Raw genomic sequence first — 18,774 nt, forward strand, 5'->3', positions numbered from 1 at the left:
TAGGGAAGGCTTGTTCACAACAATAACCCAATTTTCAGCGCGATCGCCAGTTTTACGGGTGGCGGCTGCTGGATGACTCGCGCACAGGCGTTTGGTATTTGTCGGCCGTGGCTGTCGATCGAGGGAAAATTGCTGGAGTTTCTAGTTTAAATTTCCGAGCAAGTTTTAGGGGTTCAATCAATTGTATCATTAAAGCAGATGGCAAACAAAACCGGGAGTATTTTCAACAAGGATATTGCATGGAAAGAGGTTTAATGTGGCTGCCGCTGCTGGCACTTTTTATTGCTCTGGCTTGGGCTGGATGGAACGAGTATCAAAAGTTAGAAGCGTATCGGGTCTGGGCGGAACAATTCGCCAAGGCAAAGTACGATATTTATGCTGTACTCGGTCAGCAAGAAGACTGTTTGACTTGGGGGAAACCTACTCGCAGCGGCCCTGTGAATTTGCAAAGTTTTTCTTTGAAAAATGTGCAGTCGCTGCGGCTTTTAGTTAACGGTGCCGTGGTAGATTTAGAATCGCCGCCGAATTCTGGAAAGGCGATTGCCCTAGAATTTTTGTTGAAAGATGCTGCTTCGGTGCAGGTTCCTTTTACAGAAATTCCTCTAGCGACTAAATGGGCAAAGTATTTGCAGCAGGAATTGCAGCGCTTTCTCTAAGATTATTCAATCAGGGCAATTGCTGAATCAGATGATTTTGCGTATTAAATTGGTTTGTAGTGAGGAATGCGAGTCCGCATAAAATCCGAGGACTAAAGTCCTCACTACAAACGTATTAAATTGGTTTGTAGTGAGGACTTCAGTCCGCATAAAATCCGAGGACTAAAGTCCTCACTACAAACGTATTAAATTGGTTTGTAGTGAGGACTTCAGTCCGCATAAAATCCGAGGACTAAAGTCCTCACTACAAACGAGAGAATGGTTATTTTACCAGACTAGAAATAGTTTTTTTCCTTCCCCTTCCCCTTCCCCTGCGAATGCAAATACAGGAATTTTTACAGCGCTACCAAGAGGGAGAGCGCAACTTTGCTCATATTGACCTCAGCGGTGCTAGTTTAAGCGGTGTCAACCTTCGAGAAATAGACTTAACTGGTGCTAACTTGACGGGTGCTAATTTGAGCTGGTCTTTTTTGAGCAATGCTAAGTTAATTGGGGCTTGTTTGCGCCGCGCGGATCTCCGCAGTGCGGGGATGGCTGGGGCGAATCTGACTGGGGCAAATTTGAGCGGAGCAAATCTTGCGAAAGCAGATTTGCGTCTTGGTTGTTTGGAAGCAGCGGATCTTAATTGGGCGGCGCTGTGCGAAGCGGATTTGGGCGGTGCTAATCTTCAAGGAGTTAAATCTGACCAAATTAATTTGGAAAAAGCTAAACTCGACGGCGCGCAGTTGATGATGGCGGAATTGATGGAGGCGAATCTCAACCGCGCGAGTCTTGTTGGTGCTAATTTGACGGGTGCTAATTTGCGGGAAGCGCATTTGGTGGAAGCGAATTTGCGATCGGCAATTTTGAGCGGTGCAAATTTGATTGAAGCTGATTTGAATGGTGCGATTTTGCGATCGGCAAATCTGACGGGCGCTGACTTGCACCGAGCTGTGCTGGCGGGGGCGGATTTGACTGAGGCGGTGCTGGATCGGGCTGATTTGAGTCGAGCGAATCTGGCGGGTGCTTATTTATTGAAAGCGAGTTTTAAGCAGGCGCTTTTGCTGCGAGCTAACTTGCAAGAAGTGTATTTGCTGCGGGCGGATTTGAGCGAGGCTAATTTACGCAGTGCTGATTTGCGGAAAGCTGATTTAAGCGGCGCTTATTTGGTGGATTCGATGTTGGCTGAAGCGGATTTAAGAGAAGCTTGTTTGATTGAGTGCCATTTAATTCGGACGGATTTGGAGGGGGCGCAGCTTACGGGGTGCTGCATTCAAAATTGGCAGGTTCAAGAGGTCGATCTGTCGAAAGTTAACTGTCGTTATGTTTTTACTGACTTTGATTATACTGCAAAAGTTGTGGCAAATCGCTTTCCGGTCGATCGCGATTTTGAGTCTGGGGAATTGGGACAGCAGTATCACGAAGAAAGTTCGATTGTGGAGGTGTGTTTTGGTGAGTTTCCTAATTGGGAGGCTTTGGTATTTACGGTGCGTCGGGTGGAGTTAGAGAGTTGCGAACTTCAGTTGAACATTCAATTTTTTGAGTCTGCCCGAGAGCAAAATTTACTGCGGCTGAGCGCGAACCGTTTGGTGAATGGTAAGATTTTGGGCGATCGCATATTGGCGCTTTATCCAGATATGTTGGAAAAGGTTTTAGCTAAGGGCGCTGAAATTTTGATTTTGCTGGGATTGGCTGTTGCGGATAACGGTTCGCAGCAGGAGTCAGCAACACCGCAGCCACCGAGGCCGCTCCCAAAAGAGGTGTTGCTCAGAAGACAGGAAATCTACGAGCGAATGGTGCGCCAAATTTCGTTTATTTTGATGTCTCAGACGCCGGATAAATTCTCTGAAAGCGTACAGCGGTTGTTGGATTATTTGAAGCAGCAAGGTGTTCCGACAGAGCAGATTCAGAAGAAAGTCATCAGTCAGGCGATCGTGGAGCGGGCCAAGCAAGACGCGGGTTTTCGGGAACAGTTGTTGAGGTGGGAGAAAACGGCGTCGGCGAGTATTCGCTGTTCGATGATGGGGGAAGCGGTGCGATTTGCGATCGCCCTTTTGTGGGAATAAATAGGGAGCATCTCAGTTTTGCATTTAGAGTGCTGTCCCCATTCGCCTATTGTACACGCGAGCGGGGACGCTCGCACTACAAAAAAAGCTTTTTACAAAACTGAGATGTACCCAATGAATATAGGTGTTCTGGGAATGAATATAGGTGTTTTGAGAATAAATTGATCGCGAGCGGGGACAGCACTTTTTGTCGTCAGATTAGCTGTTTTCCCATAAAAAAGGATATTTTTCAGGCGTATCTGACAAGTTAGCTTTGACAGGATTTTGTTTAATATATTCCCAGGTATTGATAAACTGTTGGTGGCTGTTAATAATTTCGGCGTGTCGCCCATCTTGCCAAACTTTACCGATATGCTTCATTACTTTAGGGATTTCTGTAGAACTAAAGCCTTTAAGACTATGCAGCAGGCTTCCAATTGACCAGTTTTGAGAGTTAGACTTTGGAAAAGGCTGAAGCAAAAGATGTACGTGATCTGGCATAATAACGGCAGCGAATAGTTGATATCTTTGGTTGTGAAAGTGCAAGGTAGAATCTAGAACAACTTGTCGAGCTGGTGGAGTTAGTTCTAGTCTTTCCCAGGTAACGAAGGTTATGAAATGGATGTTTTTGGGAAGTGGTAATTGAATAAAATCTTGTTTGAATGACATTGATTTACCTCATTTAATTGCAAATTGGATTGAGTGCGAGGGACGGCGTGGAAAAATTGGCAAAAATCGCCGGAAATCCCACAGTGCGAGCGTCCCCGCTCGCGTGGAAAATAACCCCCGCTCGCAGGTCAAAATTGGCAAAAATTGCCGGAAATCCCACAGTGCGAGCGTCCCCGCTCGCGGGAAAGAATAGCCCCCGCTCGCGGATCAAAATTGGCAAAAATCGCCGGAAATCCTACAGTGCGAGCGTCCCCGCTCGCGTGGAAAAATACCCATCGCTCGCGTGGAAAAATACCCATCGCTCGCGGATCAAAATTGGCAAAAATCGCCGGAAATTCCACAGTGCGAGCGTCCCCGCTCGCGTGGAAAAATACCCATCGCTCGCGGGTCAAAATTGGCAAAAGTTGCCGGAAATCCCACAGTGCGAGCGGGGACGCTCGCGGGAAAGAATAGCCCACTCGCGGGCAAAAATCAACAAAGATTGTCGGAAATCCCACAGTGCGAGCGGGGACGCTCGCGTGGAAAAATACCCATCGCTCGCGTGGAAAAATACCCATCGCTCGCGTGGAAAAATCAACATCAATTCGGTGCAAGAATCAACATCAATCGTGCGGCAAAATCAATATATATAGCCTTTCTTAAAAAGATGAGGTATGACTGACAGCTTATATAACCACTAAACTAAGAAGGGCTCTCTTCCCAACAACATACCTCATCTTTCTGAGCACCGTTATAAATAGCCCGATGCCCGATGCCCGATGCCCGATGCCCGATGCCCCATGACTAATTACCAATCTTGACTCGCCAACCGGCGGCCCGCTAAAGCCCGCACTTGCTCGTCTGCATCGGAAACTGCGAGCGATCGCACCAATCGCAAAGTTTCCTCATTTTCGGGATAATGTTCGATAATTGCTTCGAGTGCTGTAAACCGGGGATTGTAAGCAAAAGAACCTGTTCTATCGTAGGGATCGGTAAGAGCTCTGTGGCGCAAAAACTCAAACATTCCCGGTTCGTCCTTCCATCCCCGAATTAACTCTACCAGAGCGATCGCCCGCACTTGCGAATCATCATCCTGCTCGGCCCTAATTTTCAGCCACTCAAAAGTTTGAGACTCATTTGTCCGCCCCCGGGCTAACTTTTGCAAAGCAATTTTCCTGACAGCCGAACTCTCATCGCCCTCTGCTTTAGCCTCCAACATCCGCAAAGTCTCAGCACCATCGGGCCAATTGCGAGCGAGTTCCTGCACCGCCACCTCACGCACCTCCTCATCCCCAGCCTCAAGCTGTATTTTCAACCAAGACAAGGTTTCCCGGTCTTGCGGCCATCCCCGCGCTATTTCTCGCACCAGCACGCTCAGCAAGTGAGAATTGGGCTCCGACTCCGCTAGTTGTTTGAGAAAAGGCAGGGTCTCGCCCCGGTGTCCCCAGACTCTTCCTATCTGTTCCACCGCAGTTTCTCGGACGTTGATGTGTCTGTCTGATTCAGCCAGAATTTTCAACCATTCAAAGACTTCGAGACTGGCTGACGGTAAGGTGGCTGCGGCTGCAACTACCACTTGCCGCACAGTCCAATAATCATCTGAGTTCGCAATTTTTTGCAGCAGGGGCAGTGTCTCTGGGCTGTCGGGCCAACAGGAAGCAATTTGTTGCAAGGCTATTTCGCGCAGTTCGGCGTCGAGATCGCTCGTAGCTATATTTTGCAAAAAAGCCAGAGTTTCGGGCTTAGATGGCCAGCCAGAGGCAATTCCTTGGACTGCCGCCTGCCGGACGGTGGAACTCGCGTCGGACTGGGCGAGACTTTTCAGCAGCGGGTAAATATCTGGTTCGCCCGGCCAGCGCGAGGCCAATTCTTCGATCGCCGCTGTTCGCACTTCTTCGTTGCTGTCGGAGGTGGCTAGGGTTTTCAGCAGCAAGCAAACCTCGTCATCGGCGGGCCAACCCGCTGCCAATTCCCGCACCGCTACTGTTCGCAGGGTAGAACTTCCTGTCTGGGCAAGGTTTTTGAGCTGGGATACCGTGCCTAAAACGCTGTGCCAACCTCTGGCTATTTCTTGCCACGCTACGACTCGCACTCCCAAATTTTCGTCGGATTCGGCGGCAGTTCTCAGCAGCAGCAAGGTATCTGTGCGATCGGGCCAATGAGAGGCCAACTGTTCCAGGGCGCAGGTGCGGACGGCGGGACTGCGATCGGACTGAGCCAGAACCGCTAGCAGCGGCAAGGTATCGCTGTTAGAGGGCCAACCAGAAGCCATTTCTTTGATTGCAGCCGATCGCACTGCCCAGCTTCGATCGGATTTAGCGAGGTTTTTGAGCATCAGATAAATTTCTGGATCGTCAGGCCAACCGCAGGCTATGGCTTTGACTGCTGTGGCGCGGACTTCGCCGCTGTCGCTGGAGTGTGCTAGTATTTTGAGCCAAGGCAGGGTTTGCGGGTCGTTTTTCCAAGTTTGGGCGATCGCGGCGATCGATCGATAGCGAATTTGATAAGTTTCCTGCAATTCTTCAGCGCTTTGATAAAGAATCAGAAAAACCGTACCGTATTGCGATAACTTTTTTAAAGCGTTTAACAGTTTTTTTTCGGTTGTTTCATTGATGCCATTTTTAACTCTTGATAGGCATTCTGCTGCTAACAATAAATTAATAAATTTTTCTTGTTGACCATTTTGAGTTATCAAATATTCTATAACTTCGCTCGCTGTTTCTTTGTCGAGCTTGGCTGCAATTTCTTGGAGAAATTCGTGCAAAGATTCGTCTCGCCAGTGCTGGCCGAAAACCTGTGTTTGGACTTGGGCCCCAGTCAGTTGACCTGTTTTGAGTTGTACGTCAATTAACTCTGCCACTGTCTGGGGATGATTTTCGGCAACAAGTTTTTTTAACAACATACTGATATCCTACCCCCTAAAGTTTGTTTGCATTGAAAATCTGAAATAAGACGCTCGCGGTTGAAAAGGCTTCTAGAGATACAAAACCCGCTTGTATAGCGGATAGAAAACCGAGTGGTTGAAATTACTCTATCTTCTTTACACCGTGCAGGCGGACGAAAGTTTGACTGTAGATGCGATTTCTACCGCTGTCCGATCCAGATTGTAGTATGCAGCGGATCGACTCTATTTTATATCAAAACTACTGGGTCGATCGCGCCCCAATGCAAAATCCGCCATCACCCAATCGGAATGTTGGGTGTTGGCGGATAAATCTCGAACAATTGGGGGGTTGAATCTAGCTAGCTGCTACTTGGACGCGATCGCCTGCAACCCGAACCCGAAAAGTCGGAATTGTTACCGTTTCATCGTCCAAACACTGGCCAGTAGCCAAGCTAAAATTCTGCTTGTAAATCGGAGAAGCAACTTTGAGAGTGCCGCTGCGATCGCCCACAAGTCCTCGGGACAACACAAAAGCCTTGCTAAACGGGTCGTAATTGCTCAAAGCATACAGTTCATCCCCGTTTCCCACTCGGAAAACAGCCACTTGTTCCCCAGCCACCAAAGCACAAACTCCTGTATTTGGGGCGATCGCATCCAGGGAGCACACATCTACCCAAGTTGTTACTGTATCGGAAACCTGTAATGATTGAACCATTTTTTTCCTGTTAATTTAATACAATTTCCTTCCCAATTTCCGGTTAAAAACCGCTAAATTGGTTTGTAGTGAGGACTTCAGTCCTCTTAAAGCTCCTGCGGACTAAAGTCCTCATTACAAACGTTATCACGGTGAATTGGTTTGTAGTGATGACTTCAGTCCTCCTAACACTTCTGCGGACTAAAGTCCTCACTACAAACCCGATCGCGCTAAATTGGTTTGTAGTGAGGACTTCAGTCCTCCTAACACTCCTGCGGACTAAAGTCCTCAAACCCGATCGCGCTAAATTGGTTTGTAGTGAGGACTTCAGTCCTCTTAAAACTCCTGCGGACTAAAGTCCTCAAACCCGATCGCGCTAAATTGGTTTGTAGTGAGGACTTCAGTCCTCTTAAAACTCCTGCGGACTAAAGTCCACACTACAAACGTTATCACGCTAAATTGGTTTGTAGTGAGGACTTCAGTCCTCTTAAAACTCCTGCGGACTAAAGTCCTCACTACAAACCCGATCGCTGTTATTTATCCGAAACTCCAGCTATGGCCTTTTCATGCTCGTAAGCAGGGCGAGTTTGTCCCCGTTCCTCGACACGAACAATACTCGGATCTGGCAAATCGGAATTCACAAAATGCTGGAATCGCTGCACCTTTTGCGGGTCTTCAATCGTCGTTTTCCACTCGCATTGATAAGTATTCACCAAATGCTCCATCTGCGCCTCCAACTCAGCACAAATGCCCAGAGAATCCTCAATAATCACCTGCTTCAAGTATTCAATTCCGCCCTCAAGTTTGTTCAACCAAGTAGCAGTACGTTCCAAACGATCCGCCGTGCGAATGTACAAGACCAAAAAGCGATCGATATACTTAATCAAAGTTTCCTTATCGATATCAGACGCCAGCAAAACTGCGTGCTGCGGCTTCATCCCGCCGTTACCGCACACATACAAATTCCAACCTTTCTCAGTAGCAATTATCCCAAAATCCTTGCTTTGAGCTTCCGCACATTCGCGAGTGCAGCCCGACACAGCAGACTTAAATTTGTGAGGAGCTCGCAAACCGCGATAGCGCAACTCAACCTCGATCGCCAAACTCGTTGAATCCTGCACCCCAAAGCGACACCAAGTGCTACCAACACAAGATTTTACAGTCCGCAAAGCCTTACCGTAAGCGTGGCCAGACTCAAATCCCGCATCAATCAAGCGGTGCCAAATATGCGGCAACTGATCCACCCGAGCACCAAGCAAATCGATCCGCTGTCCCCCAGTAATCTTAGTATAAAGTCCAAAATCCCTGGCAACTTCTCCCAAAGCAATCAACTTCTCCGGCGTAATTTCTCCACCCGGGATGCGCGGTATCACCGAATAAGTACCGTCGCGCTGAATGTTTGCCAAATAGTAATCGTTGGTATCTTGCAAACCAACGTGAGACTTCTCTAGAATATGGTCATTCCAAGTAGAAGCTAGCATCGAGGCCACAGCAGGCTTGCAAATTTCGCAGCCGCGCCCTTTGCCGTGTTTGGCGATCGTCTCGTCGAAGCTTTTCAGCTCTTGAGAGCGCACCAAATGGTACAATTCCTGACGGGAATACTCAAAATGTTCGCAGAGATGATTCTTGACAGCAACCCCGGCTTTCTTCATCTCCGACTTAAAGATATCCGTCACCAAAGGCACGCAACCGCCGCAGCCCGTACCAGCTTGAGTGCATTTCTTGACACTGCCGACATCTGTTAAATTGCGATCGCGAATCGCCTCACAAATCTGCCCTTTACTAACATTATTGCAAGAACAAATTTGAGCAGAATCCGGCAGACTCTCCACACCAAAACCAGCAGGTGCTCCGCCTTCGCGCGGTGGCATCAACAAATCTTCAGGATGTGGCGGCAAAGCAATATCATTTTGCATGAATTGCAGCAAAGTGCCGTAAGCAGAAGCATCTCCGACGAGAATCCCGCCTAAAATTCGGCTACCATCTTGATTTAAAACTAATTTCTTGTAAGTGCCTTGGAAATTGTCAGCAACAACAATCTCTTTAGCACCGGCAGAATGTGCAAAAGCATCACCAAAACTCGCCACATCCACTCCCAAAAGTTTGAGTTTTGTGGACATATCCGCACCGGTGAAAGTGCTAGTGCTGTCATCCGCAGCGCTGCTCAAAATATCCGCTGCTACCCCAGCCATTGTATAACCAGGGGCAACTAAACCGTAGATGCGATTTTGATAAAGTGCACATTCGCCGATCGCATAAATATCAGAATCCGAAGTTTGGCAGCGATCGTTAATCGTAATACCGCCCCTTTCTCCCACTTCAATCCCGCAACCTCGGGCAATTTCATCCCGAGGGCGAATACCAGCAGAAAACACAATCATATCCGTTGCCAATTCCGAACCATCAGCAAACAGCATTTTAGTAACTTTGCCATCTTCGCTGACAATTTCAGTGGTAGATTTGCTCGTGTAAACCGAAACCCCCAACTCCTCAATTTTGTTGCGGAGAATCGCACCACCAACCTCGTCAACTTGCACGGGCATCAGCCGCGATGCAAACTCAACCACATGAGTTTTCAAACCCATATTTTGCAGAGCATTAGCGCATTCTAAACCCAACAAACCGCCGCCAATTACTACACCTGTTTTGCAATTTTTAGCATAATCTGACATCGCCTCCAAATCGTCAATTGTCCGGTAAACAAAAGTGCCTGCCGCGTCTTTGCCTTTAATGGGCGGTACGAATGGGTAAGAACCAGTGGCGAGAACAATTTTGTCGTAGGGAACCTCTAAACCGTTGGCTGAAGAGACAGTTTTTTGTTCCCGATTGATGGCGACTGCTTTGTCACCGATATGAATTTGAATGCCGTTTTCTTGATAAAATCCTGGTGCAACTAGAGATAAATCTCCCGCTGTTTTGCCAGAGAAAAATCCGCTGAGATTTACGCGATCGTAAGCAACCCGCTGCTCTTCACAGAAAGTAATTAAATTCCAGCGTTTGGCAGCATCCGAACTTACCATTAACTCTAGGAACTTGTGACCTACCATGCCATTGCCGATTACAATCAGGTTTTTTTTGGCTGTCATTAGAATCTCTTTTATCTCGTTTATCCGTCGTTGGTTTTATTAATATAAGAATTTCTTGTAAACTTTTGTATTTTTGGATACAAAAAAATATTTTTTATGCAATTGTCGGATGGTGGCGATTGCATTTTTGCATGAGGTCAACTGTCAACTGTCAACTGTTTAAGCTCCCATACCGGAATACTGTTTTAAACCCTGCCGCCACAGCCACCGATTCCACACAAAAAACACCACGCCCCAACCCAACATCACCAACAAACCGCGGCCAACATCAACGGGTAATCCGATCAAAATTGAAGCAGGAAAATGAATCAAATAAGGAAACGGAGTCCACAAAACTACTTCGCGCACTGCTGGAGGAAATACTTCTAGCGGCGCGACAAGTCCCGATAAAAACAGGTAAATCAAAAACCAAAATTGCTCGATCGCACTTGCGCGCTCTATCCAAAAAGCAAACAGCGCAAAGGTATACTGGATCAGGAACCGCAAACAAAAAGCCAAGACTGTAGATATAGCCTTTCTCAGAAAGATCAGGTACGTTGTTGGGCTTGGGCCCTCTTAGTTTAAGTGGTTATATAAGCTGTCAGTGATACCTCATCTTTTTAATAACCATTATATATGCTTGTCAATAATACCTTCATCAGTTATAATTTTGTCAGAGGTTGTTGCGGGAAAGGAAATCTAGAATGTTTGGTAAAAGAACTACAGATTCGCAGCCAAATGAAGACAGCAACATGACGGGTTTGATTAAAATATCGGGTTGCGACAACTCCACCCGGCGAGGGGATGTAGTTTTTGTCCACGGTTTGGCCGGTCATGCTTGGAATACTTGGCACTGGCAAAATCCTAGCGATCGAGATTACGAAAAAGATAATTTTTGGTTGAAGTGGCTGGGAGATGATTTAAAAGATGTCGGGATTTGGAGTTTTGGTTACGATGCAGCACGATTAAGGGCTAGCGGTTCTGCTATGCCGCTATTTGACCAGGCTAGTAACTTTTTAGACGATTTAGAAAATTTTAACATTGGCGATCGCCCGATAATTTTTGTGACTCACAGCATGGGCGGGTTGCTGGTAAAAAAAATGCTGAGTACCGCAGAAAATTTTTCGCGAAACAAACGCAAAAAGGCGGTAATTGATTCTAGCAAGGGCATTGTATTTTTATCTACTCCCCATCTTGGTTCCGACGTTGCTCAATGGGTACAATCTTTAACTGGCTTTTTGACTACGGTTAATGTTGAAGAACTTAAAGCTCACACACCGCAGTTACGCGAACTTGATGAATGGTATCGCCAACACGTTGATGAGTTTGAGATTACCACAAAAGTTTATTATGAAACAAGACCGACTAGCGGTATTTTGATTGTTAATGCAAGCAGCGCCAATCCCGGTATTAAAGATGTAAAGCCTATAGCAGTAGAAGCAAATCACGATACCATTGCTAAACCGCAACCGGGAGATAAAAAAGTCTATTTGGGTGTGAAAAATTTTATTGAGGATAGTTTACCCTGCCAAAAATCTCTTCCTCCTGGCGATACTTTAGTGATGCAACCGCAAACTATTGCCGAGAAAAACACAGACCCTTATCAGCCTCTTTAACTGATGGTGTTGAGTTAGAGAGGCTAAAATTATTTCAAGCACCACCTTTACCAGATTACTATGTAGACCGCCCAGAAATTAGCAAGGATTTAAAACAGCGCTTGCTAGCTAATAATCGAACTTTAGTTGTTAGTGCCATTCACGGTTTGGGTTCTGTTGGTAAATCAACATCAGCAGCAGCTTTAGCACATGACAGAGATATCCAAAACCATTTTAGCGATGGTATACTTTGGGCGACTTTAGGTCAAGAACCAAATGTTCTCCAGCGATTAACTGATTGGGTGCATGGTTTAGGGGATTATAATTATCCCGTCACAGATATGCACAGTACGTCACTGCATTTGCGTACCCTAATGACGGATAAAGCAATGCTGTTGGTGGTGGATGATGCTTGGATAGATAAAAATAACGGGTGGGAATATGTAAAAGCTTTTAATGTTGGCGGTTCTCGCTGTTGTCTGTTAGTAACTACTCGCGATGCTTCGATCGCGAATGTGCTTGGTGCTAGCACGTATCCCCTAGATGTGATGACGAAAACCCAAGCATTAGATTTATTGGTGCAGAAACTGAAAACACTGGGGAAGCAACTAGAAATAAGTGAAATTGAGTCAGCAAAATGCTTAGCTAAAGCTGTTGGTTATTTACCGTTAGCGTTAGAATTAGCTGCCGTACAAGTTGCTAACGGCACGAATTGGCAAGTTTTGATTGCAGATATCCAGCAAGAAATTGCTCGGTTAAAATCGTTGCAAGACCCCGGAATCAGAAATCTTGGTGATGATGAGAAGTTTAAAAAACTCAGTTTGCAAGCATCATTGAATCTGAGCATTAAACGGTTAGAAGAATACGAGCGAGAGTGTTTTGCTTGGTTGGGGGTGTTACCGGAAGATGCAAACATAACTCACCTGATGACAGCGACAGTTTGGGATATAGACGAACGAGATGCAATGGCAATTTTGCAGTATTTTCAAAGTCAAGCATTGTTATTACCTGGGGTGACTCTGGCTGATGGGACAATAACTTATAGATTGCACGATTTATTCCACGATTTAGCGCGGAATTTGTTAACTGCACCTCAAAAACCGAAACGTCAAGGCGATTTGCTGGGGTTGGGGATAAAGTGGGAAGATGCTCACATTCAATTACTGAATAAATATCAACAGCAAACAGCAGATAATTACTGGCATACTTTACCAGATGACGGTTACATTCATCAATATTTAGTTTGGCATTTAGAAAAAACGGAGAAAATAGCAGAAATTCACCAGCTATTGCGGGAAGAGTCAGCGAGTGGGCATAATGGCTGGTATGAAGTGCGGGAAAAATTAGGTCAAGTAGCAGGTTTTTTAACGGATGTTTCGCGTGCTTGGGCATTAACAGAAACTGATTTTGAAAAAGATCGATCGGAGGTTATAAGTTTACAGTGTCGCTATGGGTTAATAGTTTCTTCTTTGAATAGTTTGTCGGCAAATATACCAGAAAAATTGCTGGTTATGCTGGTAAAAAATGGATATTGGAAACCAGAACAAGGGCTAGCTTATGCTTTGCAAAAACCGGATTTAGTAGCTAAAGCATATTCATTAATTGCGCTAGCTGATTATTTGCCAGACAACCTAAAAAATCAAGCGTTGTCAACAGCATTAGAAAAAATACCTCAAATTCAGAATGAATACTATCATGATAAATCCACTCGCGCGCTTGTCCTCTCATCTTTAGTAGAAAAGTTGCAGTCGAAAAATTTGTATTCCGAAGCATTAGAAATCATACATCAAATTCAGGATGAATCTTCTCGGGCCGATCTACTCTCATATTTTTTACAAGCCGAAAAATTACAGTCAGAAGACCTGTACTCTCAAGGATTAAAAATAGTAAGTAAAATTATGGATGAGTCCGATCGCGCTAAAGTTATTTCATCTTTATCGGAAAAATTACAGTCGGAAACTTTGTACAGCGAAGTATTAGAAATAATAAGTCTAAGTTTGCATGAGTCCGATCGAGCAGAAATTTTATCATATTTAGTTCAAAAATTACCAGCAAATTTGTACTCGAAAGCATTAGAAGTAGTACGTAAAATCTGGGATGAATACGATCGCGCTCGTGTCCTCTCATTGTTAGTGACAAAATTACCAGAAAATTTGGATTCGGAAGCATTAGAAATAGCACGTCAAATTTACCATGAAAAGTATCGCGCTCGTGTTCTATCATCTTTAGCAATAAAGTTACAATCAGAAAATTTATACTTGGAAGTATTAGCAATAGTGCGTCACATTCAGTATGAATGCTCTCGCGCTGATGTTCTCTCATGGTTATCGGAAAAATTACCAGAAAATTTGTACTGCGAAGCATTAGGAACGGTACGTCAAATTCATGATGAATATAATCGTGTTTGTGTTCTATCATCTTTAGCGACAAAGCTACATTCGGAAAACTTACATTCAGAAAGTTTGTACTTGGAAGTATTAGAAACAGTAGGAAAAATTCGGTATGGATTTTATCCCACTTATGTTCTATCCTCTTTAGCAGAGGAGTTGCCAGAACATTTATACTCGAAAGCATTAGAAATATCGCGTCAAATTCAGAATGAATACGAGCGCGCTGATTTTATATCATCGTTAGCAAAAAAAATGCCAGAAAATTTATACTCAAAAGCATTAGAAATATCGCGTCAAATTCAGAATGAATACTATCGTGCTGGTGTTATCTCATCGTTAGCGACTAAGTTACATTCGGAAAATTTGCACTTGGAAGCATTAGAAACAGCAGGTAAAATTAAGTATGAATTCGATCGCGCTACAGTTCTCTCATCTGTGGTACTCAAGTTACCAAAAAAATTGTATTTTCAAACATTAGAAACAACACGTCAAATTCATGATGAAGAAGCTCGCTCTATAGTTCTCTCATCTTTGGTGGAAAATTTACCAGAAAGTTTGTATTCGGAAGCATTAAAAATATCTCGTCAAATTCATAATGGAAAGTATCGCGCTAGTGTTCTCTTATCTTTAGCGACAAAGTTACAGTCTGAAACTTTGTACTCGGAAGCATTAGCAACAGTACGTCAAACTCAAGATGAATTTTATATCTATAAATTTCTCTCATCTTTTTTGGCGGAAAAGTTACCAGAAAATATGTACTTGGAAGCATTAGCAACAGCACGTCAAATTCAAGATGAAGAGTATCGCGATCGCGTTTTATCATCTTTGGCGGTAAATTTACCAGAAAATTTATACTCAGAAGCATTAGCAGCAGCACGTCAAATTCACAATCAATCTACTCGCGCTGAAGTTCTCTCATCATTAGCGGAAAAATTACAGTCAGAAAATTTGTACTCCGAAGCATTAGCAACAGCACGTCAAATTCAGAATCAATCTACTCGCGCTGAAATTCTGTCATCATTAGCGGAAAAATTACAGTCAGAAAATTTGTACTCCGAAGCGCTAGAAATAACAAGTCAAATTCAGTCTGAATCCGATCTCGTTAGAGTTCTCTCATCATTGGCGGAAAAATTACCAGAAAATTTGTACTCAGAATTGCTAGAAATAACAAGTCAAATTCAGTCTGAATCCAATCGCGCTAAAGTGCTAAGTTCTTTATTGAACGCAATGCCATCATCCCAACCCAAAAATGAGGTATACAAAATGTGGTTAGAAATCATGAAAACCACTTTATCTAAACTCAAGCGCCCAGAATTTCATGAAAATATAGATGCTCTAACACCAGTAGTTTATAAATTAGGTGGCAAAGATGCAATTATGGAAATTGTTACCGCCATTCAAGATGTCGCGCGATGGTGGCCTTAGAATTTAACAGTGGACAGCAGTCATCAGTCATTAGTTGTTTGTCACTAATGCCAACTCTTAACTGTCAACTGTCAACTGTCTAAGCTCCCATCCCTGAATACTGTTTTAAACCCTGCCGCCACAGCCACCGATTCCACACAAAAAACACCACACCCCAACCCAGCATCACCAACAAACCGCGGCCAACATCAACGGGCAATCCGATCAAAATTGAAGCAGGAAAATGAATCAAATAAGGAAACGGAGTCCACAAAACCACTGCGCGCACTGCTGGGGGAAACACTTCTAGCGGTGCGACAAGTCCCGACAAAAATAGATAAATCAAAAACCAGAATTGCTCGATCGCACTTGCGCGCTCTATCCAAAAAGCAAACAGCGCAAAGGTATACTGGATCAGGAACCGCAAGCAAAAAGCCAAGACGACAACCAAGGAAAACAGCAAAAACCTGCCCAAACTCGGCATCCAAAAAGACTGTGGGTAAAGTGCAAAAAACAGCAGCACTAATCCGAATACAAAAGGTAGCCTCGCAAACCTTTCGGAAACATGGGATGCGAAGTGATGCCATACTGGATCTAGAGGCTGCAACAATCTATTAGATAACTTGCCTTGAACTACTTCTTTTTCAAACTCCCAAATCACCCAAACTACATTAGTTTGTCGGACAATGAAAGCTGCCAAAAAGTAACGGGCAAAGTCGATCGCCTTTAGTCCAAACTGACCACTTTCTGATGCTTGCATCCACACGCCCATCAAGATAAACGGCAAAGCTCCCGACAGGGCCCACAAAAATAATTCTGCCCGGTATTCGAGCATATAAGCGTAGTAAGTCAGGAGCAAGGTTTTAGCAATTCTGATTATTTTTTTCATATCAATCTCACTAAAAAAAATATAGGTAAAGGTACGTTGTTGGGCTTCAGCCCTCTTTCTATATACGCCGAAAGAGGGCTGAAGCCCAACAACGTACCTATCTTTTTCTTGAGAGTAAAACACCTTGTTTTTTAGGGAATCTGGGGGGAACTCTACACTTTTCCGGTGCGAAAAACTCGACCGATTACCTCTTCAATTGGCGGATCTGTGACAGTCAAATCTATCACTTCCAACTGGGCCAAAATCTTCGACACGCTCGCCGTCAGCTCCTCCCTTTTGACCAAAAACCGGACTGAATTACCTTCAATAGATTCTACCTCGCCGTAAGCAAAAGCGCTATCTTTTGCTAGCGGTTCGGCTAATTTTACCTGGACTTCTCGGTAAGGTGCAAACCTGTCGAGCAATCCGTCCAAACTGCCATCATAAACTAATTGCCCTTCATGGATTAACAAAACACGCTTGCATAAAGCCGTAATGTCAGCCATATAGTGACTTGTCAACAGCACTGTTGCTTGATAGCGCTCGTTATATTCTCGCAGAAATTGCCTGACACTAAACTGGGCGTTGATATCCAAACCTAAAGTCGGTTCATCTAAAAATAATACCTCCGGCTGGTGTAGCAGCGCCGCCATCAATTCAGCTTTCATTCGTTCGCCTAAAGACAACTTGCGTACTGCCTGATTTAATTTGCCTTCTAGGGATAACATCTCCGTTAACTCCCCAACTCGCTGTCGGTAATCTCGATCGGGAATGCCGTAGACTGCGGCATTGATTCGCAAAGAGTCGAGTACGGGTAAATCCCAAATTAACTGCTGTTTCTGCCCCATGACTAAGGTGATTCTTTGCAGAAAAGCTGCTTCGCGACGGAAAGGAGTACGATCGCACACAGTGACAGTACCACCAGACGGGTAAATCAAGCCAGTCAGCATTTTCAGCGTCGTAGTTTTGCCCGCACCGTTAGCCCCCAGAAACCCCACCACTTCACCAGGTTCAATACTGAAAGAAACACCCTCAACAGCTTTGATATTGCGGTAAGTGCGCTTAAAAAAGTGCTGCATGGTTCCTTTCAGTCCCGGTTCCTTAATCGCTACGGGATATACTTTGCTTAAGTCTTTAACTAAGATAATTGGCATTGGCTGTAGTTTTAACTTTTATTTTAATGTGCGATTTTACGATCTGGTTGTGCCAAGATGGAGATAATTGTAAGATATCCACGATCGCATTACACAAAATTTACAACTATGGTACTCACGCCAGATAATTCAGGCATCCCTCGCTTGGTAGGAGACAATACTGCTGAAAATATTACACTTGCACCGGGACAACTTGCCAGTTTTCCTGGGGGACTTTGGATGCTGGGCGGCAATGATACTGTGAGGGGCGCGTCAGATGCAGAAAGGATTTTCGGCAACGATGGTAAAGACAGTCTGTTTGGCGGTGCCGGCGATGATTCTATTTACGGCGGCAAAGCTGATGACGATGTTTTGGGAGAAGCTGGAAACGATTTCTTGACGGGAGATAAAAATAGTGATTTCGTTGATGGCGGTGCGGGAAATGATTTGCTGCGCGGGGGGCAAGGTGTTGATTTGTTAGTCGGTGGTGACGGCAACGATACTTTAATTGGCGACAGAGATGTGGATGTTTACAAAGGAGGTGCGGGCAACGATGTCTTTGTTTTGAGAGTCGATCAAGCTGGACTTAGATTAGTTGGGAATGAAGTTCCTGACGCCGTAATTGTCGATTTTGATAAGTCTAGCGATTCCATCGGAATTAGTACGGCATTCACCAGCAGCAATATCACTTTTGAACAAGTGAGTTATAGTTTAAACGATCCGAGACTGCTGTTACTCGATCCAGGAACTTTATCGGGGGGAACGAGTTTGTTAGCCAAGGGCGGCATCTCGCAGCAAAGTCTCGATCCAGATCGTAATGGGCGTGTGGAAGCTACTAATATTAGATTCGGTTTTACTAATGCTTTGTTAGGGACTGTGTTGAATGTGACTCCGGCAGATTTAACCGGTCGTTTGATTAATGCTAGTTCTCTGCTTTAATCTGTAGTGTAGGGTGCGAACTACGCACCTTATTAGAAAGATGAGGTACGTTGTTGGGCTTGGGCCCTCTTAATTTAGTGGTTATATAAGCTGTCAGTCATACCTCATCTTTTTGAGAAAGGCTATACGCACCTTATTAGACTAGACTTAAATAAGTCTGACCTCGATCCAGAAACCGCAGATGTAAGGCAGATAAACACAGATTAACGCAGATGATTTTCAGATCGCTGGGAATGAATGCAATTGCTCGTCTACTAATAATCCCAATTTCAGAAAAATTCTTGGTACAATATTTGAGGTTGAGTTTGTTTGCTCGACAAAGATTGGGCCAAGGTACGTTGTTGCGCTTCAGCGCTCTTTATATATATAAGGAAAGAGCGCTGAAGCGCAACTACATACCTAATTTGTCGCTCTTTATAAGATAAGGAAACAGCGCTGAAGCGCAACTACGTACCTAATTTTTCGCTCTTTATA

The 18,774-nt window shown here is 44.7% G+C and carries 12 protein-coding genes and 1 pseudogene; 5 read left to right on the forward strand and 8 right to left on the reverse strand.

From position 1 onward, the window contains the following. Positions 1–52 precede the first annotated feature (52 nt). Positions 53–190, reverse strand: coding sequence for a hypothetical protein (locus tag QZ938_RS00420; RefSeq protein ID WP_293143760.1), 138 nt, complete (start codon positions 188–190; stop codon positions 53–55). Positions 191–239: 49 nt separating this feature from the next. Between QZ938_RS00420 and QZ938_RS00425 the strand changes: the two genes are divergently transcribed. Then, positions 240–656 carry a hypothetical protein gene (locus QZ938_RS00425; RefSeq protein ID WP_293333752.1) on the forward strand — a complete coding sequence of 139 codons (417 nt, stop codon included), beginning with the start codon at positions 240–242 and terminating at the stop codon, positions 654–656. Positions 657–973: 317 nt separating this feature from the next. Continuing rightward, positions 974–2,701: a pentapeptide repeat-containing protein gene (locus tag QZ938_RS00430; RefSeq protein WP_293333755.1), complete on the forward strand. Its 1,728-nt coding sequence runs from the start codon at positions 974–976 to the stop codon at positions 2,699–2,701. Positions 2,702–2,899: 198 nt separating this feature from the next. Here the strand turns inward: QZ938_RS00430 and QZ938_RS00435 are convergent, their stop codons facing one another. The 5 genes and pseudogenes from QZ938_RS00435 to QZ938_RS00455 form a co-directional block, all read right to left on the reverse strand. Continuing rightward, positions 2,900–3,349 (reverse strand): transposase, encoded by a 450-nt coding sequence (locus QZ938_RS00435; protein ID WP_293333758.1) that lies wholly within the window; start codon positions 3,347–3,349, stop codon positions 2,900–2,902. Positions 3,350–4,136: 787 nt separating this feature from the next. Then, positions 4,137–6,230: a HEAT repeat domain-containing protein gene (locus QZ938_RS00440; RefSeq protein WP_293346742.1), complete on the reverse strand. Its 2,094-nt coding sequence runs from the start codon at positions 6,228–6,230 to the stop codon at positions 4,137–4,139. Between the two features lie 337 nt (positions 6,231–6,567). Then, on the reverse strand, positions 6,568–6,927 hold the full coding sequence (nirD, locus tag QZ938_RS00445) for a nitrite reductase small subunit NirD (RefSeq protein WP_293143783.1): 360 nt from the start codon (positions 6,925–6,927) through the stop codon (positions 6,568–6,570). Positions 6,928–7,439: 512 nt separating this feature from the next. Then, positions 7,440–9,992 (reverse strand): nitrite reductase large subunit NirB, encoded by a 2,553-nt coding sequence (nirB, locus tag QZ938_RS00450; protein WP_293346739.1) that lies wholly within the window; start codon positions 9,990–9,992, stop codon positions 7,440–7,442. A 159-nt stretch (positions 9,993–10,151) separates the two neighbouring features. Next, positions 10,152–10,526, reverse strand: a pseudogene (locus QZ938_RS00455) (ABC-2 family transporter protein); the annotation flags it as partial. 149 nt (positions 10,527–10,675) lie between these two features. On the opposite strand from QZ938_RS00455, the gene QZ938_RS00460 reads away from it, so the two are divergent. Together QZ938_RS00460 and QZ938_RS00465 are read left to right on the forward strand one after the other, a co-directional pair. After that, positions 10,676–11,587, forward strand: a complete 912-nt coding sequence (locus tag QZ938_RS00460) for a hypothetical protein (RefSeq protein ID WP_293346736.1) — start codon at positions 10,676–10,678, stop codon at positions 11,585–11,587. Between the two features lie 77 nt (positions 11,588–11,664). Continuing rightward, positions 11,665–15,381 (forward strand): NB-ARC domain-containing protein, encoded by a 3,717-nt coding sequence (locus QZ938_RS00465; RefSeq protein ID WP_293346923.1) that lies wholly within the window; start codon positions 11,665–11,667, stop codon positions 15,379–15,381. 79 nt (positions 15,382–15,460) lie between these two features. Here the strand turns inward: QZ938_RS00465 and QZ938_RS00470 are convergent, their stop codons facing one another. Next, positions 15,461–16,249 (reverse strand): ABC-2 family transporter protein, encoded by a 789-nt coding sequence (locus QZ938_RS00470; protein ID WP_293346733.1) that lies wholly within the window; start codon positions 16,247–16,249, stop codon positions 15,461–15,463. Positions 16,250–16,401: 152 nt separating this feature from the next. Then, the gene (locus tag QZ938_RS00475; protein ID WP_293346730.1) at positions 16,402–17,382 is read right to left on the reverse strand and encodes an ATP-binding cassette domain-containing protein; all 981 of its coding nucleotides are present in this window, start codon (positions 17,380–17,382) and stop codon (positions 16,402–16,404) included. Positions 17,383–17,490: 108 nt separating this feature from the next. On the opposite strand from QZ938_RS00475, the gene QZ938_RS00480 reads away from it, so the two are divergent. After that, positions 17,491–18,300, forward strand: a complete 810-nt coding sequence (locus QZ938_RS00480) for a calcium-binding protein (RefSeq protein ID WP_293143798.1) — start codon at positions 17,491–17,493, stop codon at positions 18,298–18,300. Positions 18,301–18,774 lie beyond the last annotated feature (474 nt).

Source organism: Microcoleus sp. CAWBG27 (genome assembly GCF_020883145.1).
Taxonomy (GTDB): Bacteria; Cyanobacteriota; Cyanobacteriia; order Cyanobacteriales; family Microcoleaceae; genus Microcoleus.

What these genes read in the sequence shown, in the direction of transcription:
- QZ938_RS00420 (WP_293143760.1), bottom strand. Translation starts at nt 190, where the DNA reads ATGATACAATTGATTGAACCCCTAAAACTTGCTCGGAAATTTAAACTA.
- QZ938_RS00425 (WP_293333752.1), top strand. Translation starts at nt 240, where the DNA reads ATGGAAAGAGGTTTAATGTGGCTGCCGCTGCTGGCACTTTTTATTGCT.
- QZ938_RS00430 (WP_293333755.1), top strand. Translation starts at nt 974, where the DNA reads ATGCAAATACAGGAATTTTTACAGCGCTACCAAGAGGGAGAGCGCAAC.
- QZ938_RS00435 (WP_293333758.1), bottom strand. Translation starts at nt 3,349, where the DNA reads ATGTCATTCAAACAAGATTTTATTCAATTACCACTTCCCAAAAACATC.
- QZ938_RS00440 (WP_293346742.1), bottom strand. Translation starts at nt 6,230, where the DNA reads ATGTTGTTAAAAAAACTTGTTGCCGAAAATCATCCCCAGACAGTGGCA.
- nirD (WP_293143783.1), bottom strand. Translation starts at nt 6,927, where the DNA reads ATGGTTCAATCATTACAGGTTTCCGATACAGTAACAACTTGGGTAGAT.
- nirB (WP_293346739.1), bottom strand. Translation starts at nt 9,992, where the DNA reads ATGACAGCCAAAAAAAACCTGATTGTAATCGGCAATGGCATGGTAGGT.
- QZ938_RS00460 (WP_293346736.1), top strand. Translation starts at nt 10,676, where the DNA reads ATGTTTGGTAAAAGAACTACAGATTCGCAGCCAAATGAAGACAGCAAC.
- QZ938_RS00470 (WP_293346733.1), bottom strand. Translation starts at nt 16,249, where the DNA reads ATGAAAAAAATAATCAGAATTGCTAAAACCTTGCTCCTGACTTACTAC.
- QZ938_RS00475 (WP_293346730.1), bottom strand. Translation starts at nt 17,382, where the DNA reads ATGCCAATTATCTTAGTTAAAGACTTAAGCAAAGTATATCCCGTAGCG.
- QZ938_RS00480 (WP_293143798.1), top strand. Translation starts at nt 17,491, where the DNA reads ATGGTACTCACGCCAGATAATTCAGGCATCCCTCGCTTGGTAGGAGAC.